We start from the raw sequence: 13638 nt of genomic DNA, 5'->3' as shown, positions 1-13638 counted from the left end.
CGATAGGCGGCCCCCGGACGGCTCGCCTCCGGGGCGCGCGCCCCGCATGCGCATACGCGGGCCCGTATTCCCATACGTCGGTTTTGCCCCGCGTTCGATATCTGTGCCGCTCGATGGGGTGAAAGTTCGATCAGCCATAACTCGCATGGTTCGCCCGCGTTTTATCCGGTGCGGGCGAGTGCCCGTATATCCATGTGTGGAAGGCAGGGAACCTATGAGAAGGGTTACCCGAAACGGTGTGATCGCCGTCGCCGCGGCCTCGGGAGCGATGGCCGTCGCGATGCCCGCGTACGCGGACTCCGGGGCGAACGGCACCGCGGTGGGCTCGCCCGGGGGGATCTCCGGCAACACCATTCAGCTCCCGGTCCATGTGCCGGTCAACGCGTGCGGCAACACCGTCAACGTCATCGGGCTGCTCAACCCGGCCGCGGGCAACACCTGCGTGAGCAAGGGCGAGGGCGCGGGCAGGCACAAGGGCCGCGCACCGAGCGGGGCGACCGCCGAGAGCGACGCGAAGAACTCGCCCGGCCTGGTCTCCGGCAACGGCCTGGAACTGCCGGTCGACCTCCCGGTCAATGTCAGCGGCAACAGCGTCAACGTGGTCGGCGTCGGCAACCCCGTCTTCGGCAACCAGTCGGTCAACTCCCCGGAGGGCCGCCCGGTCGTCCCGGAGCGCCCGCGGACCCCCGAGCGCCCGGAGAAGCCGACCCCCGAACCGCCCAAGGAGCACACCCCGCACCAGCCCCCGGCGCACGAGCCGCACGGCCCGGCGCCCGTGCTCGCCCACACCGGTGCGGACCACACCGTCCCCGCGGTCGCCGGAGCCGCGGCCCTCGTCCTCGGTGGCGCCCTGCTCTACCGGCGCGGCCGCCCCGGCGCCCTGCGCTGACTCCCCCTGGACGGAAGGCCCCACCGGGCGCACCACCGGTGGGGCCTCCGTCATTGCCGGACTCCGCGCGCCCGGCCGGTCAGCAGCACCATCCCGGAGTCGCCGTAGTCGGGGAGTGTCGGGTCCTCGTCGATGTGGGTGACCGACAGCTCCCGGGTGAGCGGGGTGAACACCTCCTCGACCCGGCCCGGGTCGATGGGGCAGCCCGGCCAGCGCGAGGCCGGTCCGATCCGGTAGGTCGGCATGTTCTCCATGAACGCCGCCACCAGATGACCGCCCGGCTCCACACACCGCACAAAGGCCCGGCAGAACGCGGTGAACTCCGCGAAGTCCTCCGTGGCGCCCTCCGCCACGAAGTGCATCGAGGCCAGCTGATAGGAGTGCGGCGGCAGATCGCGGACGTCGGCGTGCACCACGTACACCCGGGCCAGCGCCTGCGCCGGGGTCGGCGGGACAGCGGGGTTGAGCCGCCGGCACAGCTCGTGGAAGGGCAGCCAGCTCGCCTCGGGCCCGCACAGGATCTGCCGCTCCAGATAGGCCACGTTCCCGGCGCCCGCCTCCACAGCCTCGATCCGCCGGCTCACCGCCGAGGCCAGCATCAGCGGATACAGGTTCGGGCCCGCCCCGAACTCCACCGAGCGGGCCACCGAACCGGGGGCCAGCCCCCGGTAGTACGCCGAGTGGTGCGCGATCACTGCGGCGTCCGAGGGGTGCACGTCCCGGTAGTTCTCGGCCAGGTAGTCCGCGATCGGCCAGCGGTCCCAGTCGACGTCGTCGTTGTGCGTCGTCACGAGCGGCTCACCCCTCCCGACCCGGCCACGGCGCCCTGCCTTCCGCCGCGCCGCAGCGGGAACCTGGCCGCCAGCCGGGTCAGCGTGTCGTTCAGCCGGTCGATGTCCTCGTCGGAGTTGAGCGCCGTCAACTGCACCCGGAACCCCACCCGGTCGCGCGGCACCAGCGGGTACGCGGCCAGCGTGACGTAGATGCCCTCGTCCCACAGCATGCGCGCCACCGCGTCCAGATCGTCCGGATCGGCCAGCGGGATCTCCACGATCGGCAGCTCGTCCCGGTTGAGGGTGTAGATGTCCAGCGCGTCCAGATGACGCAGCACCTTCGTCGTCTTGCGGTACAGGTCGGCGCGCACCTCGTCGCCGCGCCGGTCGTTGACGTCGAGCCCGGACATCGCCGTGGCCAGCGACGCCGTGGGCGAGGGCCCGGAGTACAGGTAGGGCGCCGCCGCGGTCTTCAGCCGGTTCTTCAGATCCGTCGGCAGCGCCAGGAAGGCCAGCAGGGAGGAGTACGCCTTGGAGAACCCGGCCGCCATCACGATCCCGTCGTACGACTCGCCCGTGTGCCGCACCAGACTGTTGCCGCGCGAACCGTACCGGCACGGCTCGTTGGGCGAGCGCTCCCCGATCACCCCGAAGCCGTGCGCGTCGTCGACGTACAGCAGGGCACCCCGCTCGCGGCACACCGCCGCCAGCGCGGGCAGGTCGGGGATGTTCCCGCTCATGCTGTTCACCCCGTCCAGGCACACCAGCCGGGGCACCCCGGCGGGCGCCGAGGCCAGCAGACCGTCGAGCTCGTCGGGCTGCTCGGCGTGGAAGCGGCGCAGGGTCGCGCCCTGGCTGCGGGCCACCAGACAGCCGTCGTAGACCGTGCGGTGGGCGGTGGCCTCGACGAAGACATGGCCCTGGTCGGCGAGGACGGGGATGACCGAGGAGTGGATGAGGGTGAGCGTCGGCAGCAGCAGCGTGTCCGGCGCCCCCAGGAGGTCCGCGAGCCGCTCCTCGATGTCCGGGTACAGCCGCGGACTGCCCAGCAGCCGGGACCAGCTCGGATGGGTGCCCCAGTGCTGTACGGCGGGATCGATCCCGGCCATGATCTCCGGATCCCAGTCGAAGCCGAGGTAGTTGCAGGAGGCGAAGTCGATCAGCCAGTGGTCGCCGCAGCGGATGTGCCGGCCGCGCACCTCGTCGAGCACCGCGTCGCTCATCGGGTTGGTGCGGCGCAGCCGCTCCAGCTCCGCCGCACGGCCGAGCCGGTCGGTGGGCGTACCGCGGGTGGCCAGCGGCCGGGGACGCTGCGGCGGCCTGCGGCTGCCGCTGTTGCGCCGCCGCAGCACCCGCTCGGTCTGGTCCACTGTCATCGGCCGGGCGAACAGGTACCCCTGGCCCAGCCGGCACCCCATGCCCGCCAGCAGATCCCGCTGGGCCGGGTCCTCGATGCCCTCGGCGATCACCTGCAGGCCCAGCGTCTCCGCGAGCCGCACAATGCCCTCGACCAGCGCGACCTGCTGGGGGTCCCGGGTGATGTCGTCGATGAAGGACTTGTCGATCTTCAGTACGTCGATGGGGAAGTCCCGCAGATAGCGCAGCGAGGAGAACCCGGTGCCGAAGTCGTCCACCGCGATCCGCACGTCCAGGTCCTTGAGCGCGTGCAGCACCGACTGGATCTGGGCGTCCCGGCGCAGCAGCACCGTCTCGGTCAGCTCCAGCTGGAGCGAGCCCGGCGCCAGCCCCGGGGTGCGCAGGGCCCGGCCGACCTGGTCCAGGAAGGTGCTGTCCCGGAACTGCCGGGCGGAGACGTTGACGCTGATGAACGGCGCCCCGTCCCGCTTGTGGGTGAGCGGCTGCAGCCCCGCGAAGTCCTGCACCGCGTTCCGCAGCACCCACGCCCCGAGCGCGCCGATGTGCCCGGTCTCCTCGGCCAGGCCGATGAACTGCTCCGGCAGGATCGGCGGACGCGGCGCGCCCGGCCAGCGCACCAGCGCCTCGAAGCCGACGACCTGGCCGACGCTGATGTCCACCACCGGCTGGTAGCGCAGCGTGAACTCCTCCTCGGCCACCGCGCGGGCCAGCCTGCTCTGCAGATCGTGCCGCTCGACCATGCGCGTGTGCAGCAGCTGCCGGAAGCGCCGCCACTGCCGCTTGCCGGCCGCCTTCGCCGCGTACAGCGCGAGGTCGGCGTGGCGCAGCAGCTCCTCCGCGTCGGTGCTGTCCCGCGCGGTGGCCACCCCGACACTCGCCGACACCGTGACCGTCCCCTCGCTCAGCAGGAACGGCCGCGACAGCGCCTGGATCACCTGCGCCGCGAGCAGTTCGGCGTCCAGCGGCTCCCGGGCGTCCTCCATCAGTACGGCGAACTCGTCGCCGCCGAGCCGGGCCGCGGTGTCGCTGCGGCGCAGCGTACGGGACAGCCGTGAGCCCACGGCCTCCAGCAGCCGGTCACCCGCGGAGTGCCCGAGGGTGTCGTTGACCTGCTTGAAATCGTCAACGTCGATGAAGAGCAGACAGGTCAGCGCCGACTCGCGGCGGCCACGCAGCAGGGCACGCTCGATCCGCTCCAGCAGCAGGGTGCGGTTCGGCAGACCAGTCAGCGAGTCGTGGAAGGCGCGCTGGGTGAGCTCGTGCTGGAGCCGCCGCTGCTCGGTGACGTCCCGCAGGGTCACGACCAGGCCGCCCACGGTGGGCTCGGAGACGAAGTTGGTGCACCGCACCTCCACCTCGACATGGCCGTCGCTGCGCCGCACCCACCAGTGGTCGTGCCCGGCCCGCGACTCCTCCTCGCGCACCGACGCCAGCGCCTGGGTAGCCCGCTCCGTGTCCCGGGGGTCCACCAGCGCCGGGAGGGACTTGCCGGCCAGGTCCGCGGTGCCGAACACGGCGCGCGCCGAAGGGCTCGCGTAGCGGATGGTGTTGTCCCTCTCCACGATCAGGATGACGTCGGAGGTGTTGCGCACCAGCGTGCGGAAGTACGCCTCGCTCTCCCGGCGCACCACCTCCCGGCGCAGCATCACCCGCTCCATGGCGAGCCCCGCGTGCGAGGCGAGGATGTCCAGCGAGCCGCGGGTCTCGGCGAGCGGCCGGGCGGGACCGGCCACCAGCAGCGCGCCCGCCACCCCGCCGGGCGGACGGTCGGGTGGCGTCATGGGACACACCAGCACGGACGGCAGCCCGGCGAACCGGGCGGCCAGTTCGGGCCCCAGCACGGCCGGTTCGACCACGTGGGACTTGCGCAGGACCGGATCGGTGGCCTCCTCGGCCGAGAGCACCAGCGTCCGGTGCCGGACGGTCGGCCCGAGCAGGGTCTGCACGCCGTCCGCACAGGAGCGGGTCACGTCGGAGCTGCGGAACGCCGAGACCAGGGACGCCGCCGCCCCGCGCAGCGCCAGCTCCCTGGCCACCGCCTTGCGGTGGGCCACCACCATCACCGACAGCCGCAGGATGACCAGCAGGAACAGTGCCGCCGAGAAGGCGGCGATGGCGGCGGCGTCGTGCATGGTGCCGCGCGCGGCCGCGTGCAGGAGCACCGCCGGGGCGATCAGGGTCGCCAGGGCGAGCATCATCAGACGGCGGGTGGGCGGGAGGAGGGAGGCGCGCGTGGGCACGGAGGCGGTCAGCTCGACCATGGCCGGGTTGAGCGCGGCCAGGCCCCAGGCCGTGTAGAAGACGACCCACCCGGTGTCGAGGATCGTGCGGGTCTGCCACAGGTCGTTGAGCTGGAGGATGCCGTAGGCGATGTCGAAGCAGAGCAGTGTCAGGGTGCCGACGACCAGCAACTGCACCGAGCGGTTGGGCCCCTCCAGCGGGTTGGGCGCGAGCAGGCGGACCAGGAGGGCCAGCACCAGGACGTCGCCGAGCGGATAGGCGATGCTGATCGCCCGCTGCTCCCAGGTCAGCCCCTCGATCTCGGTCAGCGGCTCCACCAGATAGACCCAGACCGGCAGGCCGAGCGCGGCAGTGAAGATCAGCGCGTCCAGCAGGCTCGGCAGGTCGTGGCCGGCCCAGCGGTAGCGCACCAGCCCGGACAGGCCGATCGCGAAGAGGACGTAACAGACGAGGTAGAAGGCGTCGGCGGGGGAGGGGAACGGGTTGGAGGCGCCGAAGTACTCCTCCATCGCGTTGTAGTAGGTGTCCCCGGTGATGAAGGCGAGCAGTCCGGCCGCGAGCACCCACCACGGCCAGCGATGGGCGGGGCGGTTGAGCCGGACCCCGATGAGAACGGCACCGACGCCCATCAGACCGATCAGCGCCCACATCGGGGTGTGGGTCACGGGTACCGCCATGTAGACGACCGTGGCGACCGCGACCGATGTCACCAGGGCAACCGCGAGGCGCTGAGCGGGTTGCAAGAGCATCGCCTCCCCGGCCGGGGCCTTTACCGATCGTAGGCAGCGCCGACCGGCCCCTGCATCTCGGCGGGAGCGACGTCGTGCTCAGGCCTGCCGCTGGTGGAAGCGGACGTGCAGCGCGCGTACCTCGTCGGTCAGTTCGGGCACCGGGCCCTCGACGACCACGCCGGGTGCGATGTCGTTGACCGGCAGTGGCCGCACCGGCGCGGCGGGCGCGCCCAACTCGGTCAGCCAGGCGGACAGCTGGGCGGAGGAGGCCACGTACACGATGCGGCCGAGGCCCACCCAGGCATGGGCGGCCGCGCACATCGGACAGTGCTCGCCGGAGGTGTAGACGGTGGCCGCCGCCCGCTGCTCGGGCGTGAGATGCGCCGCCGACCAGCGCGCCAGCTCGAACTCCGGGTGCCGGGTGCGGTCGCCGGAGGCGACCCGGTTGTGGTCCTCGGCAAGGACGGCGCCCTCGGACACGAGCACCGACCCGAACGGTTCGTCCCCGGCCTCCAGCGCCTGCGCGGCCAGCTCCACACAGCGCCGCAGATAAGTCAGCTCGGACTCCTGGACGACCATGACGGGTACGCCCCTTTCCGACTCGGGTGATCTTCTCCCGCACCTTACGCTCGGCACCCCCGGCGGCGCGGCTGGGATACTCGGCCGGGTGGCGGAGCACTTTCTGGACGGCGGAGCCGTCAACCAGGTCGTACGGGTGGGCGCCACGGTGCGGCGCACCCCCTCGCCGCGAGTGCCGTACGTGCACAGCCTGCTGGCTCACTTCGAACGGCACGGCTGGCCCGGCGCCCCGCGCTTCCTCGGCACCGACGACCAGGGGCGGGAGACGCTCGGCCACATCGAGGGGCGGGCGGCGCTGAGCGCCGGCGAGCGGGCCGCCGTCCGCACGGACGAGGCACTGACCCGGATCGCCCGCATGGTGCGCGAGTTCCACGACCTGACCCACGGCACCCCGCTCGCCGGTGACGCCGACGTGGTCTGCCACAACGACCTGGCGCCCAAGAACACCGTGTACGACCGGCACGGGCGGCCGAGGGCCTTCATCGACTGGGACCTCGCCGCGCCGGGCGAGCGCGTGCACGACATCGCCCATGTGTGCTGGCAGTACCTGGACCTCGGCCCGGGCGTCACCGATGTGCCCGAGGCGGGCCGGCGGATCGCGCTGGTCCGTGACGCGTACGGCGCGGCGGACCTCGACGGGCTGGTCGACACCGTCCTGTGGTGGCAGGACCGCTGCTGGCGGGGGATCGCGGCCGGGGCCGGGCGGGGCGAGGCGGCCATGGTCGGGCTGCGGGACCGCGGCGTCGTGGAGGAGGTGCGGGCCGCGTACGAGTGGGTCGCCCGGCACCGCGGTCGGCTCGGGTGACCCCGGGCATGTGGAGCCGGCCGGTCCCGGGTGCCTGGGCCGGCCGGCGTCTCCTCCTTCTACCTCTCGTTTCCGATCACTTCGTGGCTCCTACGGCCTCGGGGCGCTCTTCGCCGCCGTACCGGCGCACATCAGCCCGAGGATCAGCGCCAGCGCGCCGATGATGATGTTGTTCCACACCACGCCCGCGTCGGGGCTGTCGCCGACGATCCACGGCGACACGATCATCCAGACGCCCAGCGCGCACATGGCCCAGCTCAGGCCGTACATGCGCTCCGGAGCCCGGGTGAACCCCAGGGCGAGCAGGGCGATCGCGATCCCGATGACCAGGTTGTGCGGGACGAGGTCCGGCTGGCTGGTCGTGTAGTGGACGATCCACGGGGATACGGCGCAGTACAGACCGAGCAGGAACACCGGTCCGTCCATGAGCGCCACATCACGACCGCCGAGCATGCGGGCGTACCGTTCCCGCATTTCCATGGCATCCGGGTGGCTCGTTATGTCACCTCTGGTGGGCGAGACGTTGGCCATGACTCGTCTCCTTTGACTAGCAGGGCCTGACCGCGTCTGGTGCGGTTGTGCGGGTAAGCGCCGCTTACCAGCATTCTGCGCTTATTTGGTCCTTATGTGTAGAGGTCACAGCGCGAATCAGACCCATGCCGTCTCAGCTTTTGACCAGCAGGCCGCGGCTGAGCAGGACGCGGCGTTCGAGGGGGCTGAAGATGAGCAGGTCGATGGCGATGCCGACGAGGAGGATGAGGAGGATGGCGAGGAAGACCTGGGACATGCTGGCGTTGTTGCGGCCGTTCTCCAGGAGCTGTCCCAGTCCGACGCCGAGGTCGGGGGAGGAGGCGATGATCTCGGCGGCCATCAGGGAGCGCCAGGAGAACGCCCAGCCCTGCTTGAGTCCGGCGAGGTAGCCGGGCAGGGCGGCGGGCATGACGATGTGCCGGGCGCCCTTGAGTCCGGTGGCGCCCAGGGTGCGTCCGGCGCGCAGGAACAGCGGCGGGATCTGGTCGATGCCGGCGACCAGGCCGTTGGCGATGGACGGGACGGCGCCGAGGAGGATGACGGCGAACATCATCGAGTCGTTCAGGCCGAGCCAGATCACCGCCGGGGGCACCCAGGCGACCGAGGGCAGGGACTGCAGGCCGGACAGGATCGGCCCGATCGCGGCGCGCACGAACCTCACCCGGGCGACGATCAGGCCGAGGGGGGTGCCGATGGCGAGCGCGAAGAGGAAGCCGAGCAGGCCGCGCGAGACGCTGGTCCAGATGTAGTCCAGCAGCGTGCCCTGGAGCCAGGCGGTGCGGACCTCCTCCCAGACCGCGCCGGGGGAGGGCAGCTTGTAGGAGGGGGCGACCTCCAGCCACACCAGCAGCTGCCACACCGCCAGCACCAGCGCGACAGCGGTGATGGGGGGCAGGACCTTGCGGAGGAGGGTTTCGCGCAGGGGGGTGCGGGTGGTGGTGACGGCGTCCAGGGCGTCGAGGCCCGCTTCCAGGCCGGCGAGGTCGGTGCCGTCCTTGGCGGTGGTGTCAGTGCTGGCCATGGCGGCGGATCTCCCCACGCAGTTCTTCGGTGATCTCGACGGACAGCTCGGCGACCGCACTGTCCTCGATACGGCGCGGATGGGCGATCCCGACCGTCCACTCCCGGGCGATACGCCCGGGCCGGGAGGACAGCAGCACCACCCGCTGGGCCAGGCGCACGGCCTCACGCACGTTGTGGGTGACGAACAGCACCGACAGGCCGGTCTCGCGCCAGATCCTCGTCAGCTCGTCGTGCAGCACATCCCGCGTGATCGCATCCAGCGCCGCGAACGGCTCGTCCATCAACAGCAGCTTGCTGTCCTGGGCGAGCGCACGGGCCAGCGCGACCCGCTGGCGCATACCGCCGGACAGTTCGTGCACCCGCTTGCCGTACGCGCCGTGCAGGCGGACCAGCTCCAGCAGCTCCTCGGCCCGCCCGCGCCGCTCGGCCTTCGGTACGCCCCGCAGTTTCAGGGCGAGTTCGATGTTCTTGCCCGCGGTCAGCCACGGGAACAGGGCGTGCTCCTGGAACATCAGCGCCGGACGCCCGTCCGTGCTGATGCTGCCCGCGCTGGGCTTGTCCAGGCCCGCGACCAGGTTCAGCAGCGTCGACTTGCCGCAGCCCGAGGCTCCCAGGAGGGTGACGAACTCGCCCGGTGCGACATCGAGGGTGATGTCGTCGAGGACGAGCTGCTGCCCCGCGGGGCCCGCGAAGGACTTCGAGACGTGCTCGATACGCGCGGCGTGCGCGGTCGCTGTGCCGCCCTCGGCGGCCTTGGCGATCGTGGTGGCCATGGTCGTCACCTCCTGGGAAACTCGACGGGATCCGCTACTTGACGCCGAGACCGGCGTCGTCGACCTCGGGCTCGCCCTCGGCCTTGAGGACCTTGTTGAGCGGGGCGAGGTCGTAGATGCCCTTGAGGTTGGGCTCCTCCAGCAGGCCGGCCTTCACGGCGTACTGCGCCTGCGTGTCGAGGGTCGAGGCCAGCGGGTCGTTGAGGAAGGTGATCGACTCCCAGGCCGGGTCGAGGATCTCGGTGGGCAGCGCCTTGCCGGTCAGGCCCTCAAGCGCCTTGTTGGCGGAGGCCTTGGCCTGGTCGGGGTTGGCGGTGATCCACGCGTTGGTCTTTACCGAGCCGCGCAGCACGGCCTCCACCACGTCCGGGTGCTCCTTGAGGAACTTCTGGGACACGATGATGTTCGTGATCACGAACTTCTTGTCCGGCCACAGGTCCTCGGCCTCGTTCAGCAGTACCTTCGCGCCGTCCGCGATCAGCTTGGACGCGGTCGGCTCGGGCACCCAGGCGCCGTCGATGGAGCCGGACTTGTAGGCGTCCGGGGTCACCTTGTTGTCGGTGCGGACCACGGACACATCGCCCCGGCCGCTCTGCGCGTCGACCTTCCAGCCCTGCTCGGCGATCCAGTTGAGGAAGGCCACGTCCTGGGTGTTGCCGAGCTGCGGGGTGGCGATCTTCTTGCCCTTGAGGTCCTTGAGGGACTTGACCTTCTTGGGGTTGACCACCAGCTTCACGCCGCCGGAGGCCGAGCCGGAGACGATCCGCAGGTTCTCGCCGTTGGACTTGGTGTAGCCGTTGATGGACGGGGACGGGCCGATCCACCCGATGTCGATGGACCCCGAGTTCAGCGCCTCGATCTCGGAGGGGCCGGCGTTGAAGGTGGACGGCGAGATCTTGGTGCCGCCCAGTTCCTTCTGCAGGATGCCCTCCTGGACGCCGACCAGGGCGGTGGCGTGCGTCAGGTTCGGGAAGTAGCCGATCCGCACCTCGTCGACCGAGAGCTTCTTGGCGTCTGCGGCGACCTGGGCCTGCTTGGGGTCGTCGTCGTTGTCGGAACCGTAGCCGCAAGCGGTGAGCAGGAGGGGGAGGGCCGCTATCGCGGCGATGGCACGCAGGGTGGTGAGCGGTCGTGCGGCAGACACAGAGGTGTCCTCTCGAAGTCAGGTGGAACAAGGGGTACGTCGGGCGAAGGACCTCAGAAGGGTCGACAGATCGCGCTCGACGTCCGCAGGAAGTCGATGTGGCGGCGAGAGGTCAGCAGGGGTGTCGCCAGCCGGACGCGCACGGAAGTGCCCATGGCTGTGTCCCCCCATCGATTCCTAGTTTTCCTACCTGGTTGCTAGGGATCGTGGCAGACGGCGGCCCTTGCCCCAAGGGGTTGTTCAGATGTTGGACGGCTTGATCTCATGAGGTGAGAAACCGCAGGTGAAAAGGGGAGAGCCGTTCCGGCGAACGGGCGGCCTATACCGGCAACTTGAACGCCGGGTGCGCCCCGTTGAGGAAGTAGTCGCCGACATCCCGCAGCCGGTGGGCGACGGGTTCGTACAGGGTGTGGGTGCGGGCGTTGCGCCAGAACCGGTCCAGGCCCAGGCGGGCGGAGGCCGAGCGGGCGCCGATGATGTCCAGGGCGCGCGCCGTGGACTCGTGGGCGGCGCGGGCCGCGGCGGCCTCGGCGACCGCCACCAGGATCGAGACCTCCGCGCAGTCGTCGTAGGTCAGGCCCGGCCCGGCGCGCAGCCCGTTCTCCAGGGCCGCCACCGCCTCGGCGGCCAGCGCGGAGGCGGACCGGGTGAGAACGGTGAGTTCGCCGTAGGCGGCCAGGGTCTGCGGGTCCTGCGGTGAACCGGCGGGCCACTCCGGGTGCCAGGGGGAGTGACCGGCCCTGCTGTATTCGCGGGCCTCGCCCAGCACGCCCTCCGCGATCCCGAGGCGCAGGTGGACCGAGACGAGCCGGCCGAGCGGGGCGGCCAGCGAGGCGGCCGGGGACAGGACGTCCTCGTCGGCGGAGAGCGGGCCGAGTACGTCGTCGGAGCCCAGCCGGACGCCGTCGAACTCCACGCTTCCCCCGGCCGCGAGGCGCTGGCCGAAGGGGTCGGCATCGTTGTCGATCCGCACGCCCGGCCCGGCCGGGTCGACGACGACCGCGAGGGGTTCACCGGTGTCGGCGGACACGGCGCGTACCGCCAGCCGGTCGGCGACCAGCACGCCGGTGCTGTAGCTCTGCCGGCCGTTGAGGACGTACCCGTCGCCGGACCTGACCAGCGCCAGCCGCGGCTCCTGGCGGCCGACGCCACCGCCCCAGCACCACTGCCCGGCCGCCGACCGGCGCTCGATGTGCTCGGCGGACCCCGGCTCGGCCAACAGCCGGGCGGCGTACGCCAGGACGTAGTGACAGCCCAGGAGCTGGCCGATGGCCGCGTCGGCGGTGGCGATCTCCCGGACCACCGCCAGGGCGGTGTCCCAGTCGGCGCCGCCGCCCCCGGACCCGGCCGGGACCAGCAGGGTCAGCAGGTCCGCCTCGCGCAGCCGGGACACCTCGTCGAAGGGCGCCTTGCCCGCCTGCTCCCTGGCCACCGCGTCCGTGGCCAGGTCGTCCGCCGTCTCGCGCGCCACGTGCAGCCAGTGCGCGCGGTCGAACCGGGGCGGGCCGGACGGGCCGGACGGCGGGAGCTGCGGGACGGTGCGGGACGGGGCAGGGGCGACGCCCATGAGGTGCACTCCTAAGGTCGGCCGCGTCGCGCGGCGTCGGGGCTGACGCGCCGTCCGGGCACGTACTTGTAGCCCACGCTGCGCACGGTGACGATCCGTTCCCGGTGGGCCGCGCCCAGCTTGCGGCGCAGCCGTGCGATGTGGACGTCCACGGTGCGCCCGTCTCCGACGTGGTCGTATCCCCAGATCTCGGACATCAGCCGCTCACGGGAGTGGACGTGGTGGGGGTGGCCCACCAGATGCGCCAGCAGCGCGAACTCCAGGTAGGTGAGGTCGAGTTCGTGCCCGTCGACCTCCGCGACATGACGCTCGGGGTCGATGCGCACGGCATCGTCCTCCCGGTGCCGGGTCGGGACGGGCCTGGTGGAGCCGACTCCGGCCCGGCTGAACAGCTCGGCGGGGTCGGTGCCTTCGGGTACGAAGACCAGGTAGCCGACGAGCGGCGCGGAGCCGGGCTCGGCCGGGAGGTCCTGCGGGAGGTCGTCGACGAGGTGCAGGTGGCGTACGTCGGACAGCGTGGTGGAGGGAAGTGCCGTGGTCATGGCGTTCGTCCTTCGGGAGCGAGGAAGGGGGGTGACCCCAGGTAGGAAGGAGCGGAGCGGCAGCGCGGATGCTTGCCTTACGCGCGACAGCAGGCGGCACTGACGACGTGACCAAAGTCGACATGCCGACGACGTACGAGTCGTTGCTGCGTGTGGGGCATGGTCCCCATCCTGCGCAACGCCCACGGCTCCCGTCAATGCTTTCCTAGTAACTCGATAGGAAAAGTGGAGAACGAAGGCCCCGAGCTTGACGGAACGCGAAATGCCCTGCTCAATTGGGGGCATGAACCTCCAGCCGCACCTGGTCTCACGCGACCACATCGACTTCGGTCGGGTGTGGTCCGCCGCGTGTTGCGCCTGACGCGGCTCCGGGCCGCCCGACCGGCCCCGCGCTCTCTCTGACCCCCGTTCCCGGGTCGAGCCCTCTTCTTCTCCTCCGCGCTGCCGCGGCACTGACGTTCTCCCCGATGCCCCGCGCCGGGCGTCGGCGCCCACTCCTGTCCCCGTCCCGCTGACGGACGGTCACCCCTGCCCCGCCGCCGCAAGGCCGCCGTGCCGCTGCCGCGTGCGCCCGTCCCCGAAAGGCCAACGCCATGCCCGTGGAGTACCCCGACATCCCCTCGGCCCGCGCCGTCCGGCACCCCTCGGCGGCGCGCCGATGAC

Annotated in this window: 12 protein-coding genes; 2 read left to right on the top strand and 10 right to left on the bottom strand. The window is 71.5% G+C overall.

Annotated elements, in window-relative coordinates:
* Positions 1-214 precede the first annotated feature (214 nt).
* Positions 215-889: a chaplin gene (locus GA0115233_RS15290; RefSeq protein ID WP_176711792.1), complete on the top strand. Its 675-nt coding sequence runs from the start codon at positions 215-217 to the stop codon at positions 887-889.
* Positions 890-939: 50 nt separating this feature from the next.
* On the opposite strand, the gene GA0115233_RS15285 is transcribed toward GA0115233_RS15290, so the two are convergent.
* From GA0115233_RS15285 to GA0115233_RS15275, 3 genes are all read right to left on the bottom strand, one after another.
* Positions 940-1680 (bottom strand): methyltransferase, encoded by a 741-nt coding sequence (locus GA0115233_RS15285; RefSeq protein ID WP_093720758.1) that lies wholly within the window; start codon positions 1678-1680, stop codon positions 940-942.
* Positions 1677-6029 carry an aminotransferase class I/II-fold pyridoxal phosphate-dependent enzyme gene (locus GA0115233_RS15280; RefSeq protein WP_093720757.1) on the bottom strand — a complete coding sequence of 1451 codons (4353 nt, stop codon included), beginning with the start codon at positions 6027-6029 and terminating at the stop codon, positions 1677-1679. The genes GA0115233_RS15285 and GA0115233_RS15280 overlap by 4 nt, the downstream gene beginning before the upstream one ends.
* Positions 6030-6107: 78 nt before the next feature.
* Complete coding sequence (locus tag GA0115233_RS15275; protein ID WP_093720756.1) at positions 6108-6590, bottom strand: nucleoside deaminase; 483 nt, start codon at positions 6588-6590, stop codon at positions 6108-6110.
* 88 nt (positions 6591-6678) lie between these two features.
* Here GA0115233_RS15275 and GA0115233_RS15270 point away from each other — a divergent pair, with 88 nt between their 5' ends.
* Complete coding sequence (locus GA0115233_RS15270; RefSeq protein WP_255310201.1) at positions 6679-7395, top strand: phosphotransferase; 717 nt, start codon at positions 6679-6681, stop codon at positions 7393-7395.
* Between the two features lie 90 nt (positions 7396-7485).
* Here the strand turns inward: GA0115233_RS15270 and GA0115233_RS15265 are convergent, their stop codons facing one another.
* From GA0115233_RS15265 to GA0115233_RS15240, 7 genes are all read right to left on the bottom strand, one after another.
* Positions 7486-7926, bottom strand: a complete 441-nt coding sequence (locus GA0115233_RS15265; protein ID WP_093720754.1) for an SPW repeat protein — start codon at positions 7924-7926, stop codon at positions 7486-7488.
* Between the two features lie 133 nt (positions 7927-8059).
* A complete protein-coding gene (locus GA0115233_RS15260; RefSeq protein WP_093720753.1) occupies positions 8060-8947 on the bottom strand; it encodes an ABC transporter permease in 888 nt (295 codons plus the stop codon).
* The gene (locus tag GA0115233_RS15255) at positions 8934-9722 is read right to left on the bottom strand and encodes an ABC transporter ATP-binding protein (RefSeq protein WP_093720752.1); all 789 of its coding nucleotides are present in this window, start codon (positions 9720-9722) and stop codon (positions 8934-8936) included. Before GA0115233_RS15255 ends, GA0115233_RS15260 begins: the two co-directional genes overlap by 14 nt.
* 34 nt (positions 9723-9756) lie before the next feature.
* Positions 9757-10866 carry an aliphatic sulfonate ABC transporter substrate-binding protein gene (locus tag GA0115233_RS15250; protein WP_093720751.1) on the bottom strand — a complete coding sequence of 370 codons (1110 nt, stop codon included), beginning with the start codon at positions 10864-10866 and terminating at the stop codon, positions 9757-9759.
* Between the two features lie 53 nt (positions 10867-10919).
* Positions 10920-11021 carry a putative leader peptide gene (locus tag GA0115233_RS42340; protein WP_354429161.1) on the bottom strand — a complete coding sequence of 34 codons (102 nt, stop codon included), beginning with the start codon at positions 11019-11021 and terminating at the stop codon, positions 10920-10922.
* A gap of 164 nt (positions 11022-11185) precedes the next feature.
* Positions 11186-12433, bottom strand: coding sequence for an acyl-CoA dehydrogenase family protein (locus tag GA0115233_RS15245; protein WP_093720750.1), 1248 nt, complete (start codon positions 12431-12433; stop codon positions 11186-11188).
* A gap of 11 nt (positions 12434-12444) precedes the next feature.
* The gene (locus tag GA0115233_RS15240) at positions 12445-12975 is read right to left on the bottom strand and encodes a winged helix-turn-helix domain-containing protein (RefSeq protein ID WP_093720749.1); all 531 of its coding nucleotides are present in this window, start codon (positions 12973-12975) and stop codon (positions 12445-12447) included.
* Between the last annotated feature and the right edge of the window lie 663 nt (positions 12976-13638).

Origin of the sequence: Streptomyces sp. DI166 (assembly GCF_900091315.1) — a bacterium.
GTDB classification, from domain to species: domain Bacteria; phylum Actinomycetota; class Actinomycetes; order Streptomycetales; family Streptomycetaceae; genus Streptomyces; species Streptomyces fuscus.
The sequence above is the reverse complement of the archived record's forward strand: the minus strand, read 5'-3'. Positions and strand labels throughout refer to the sequence as shown.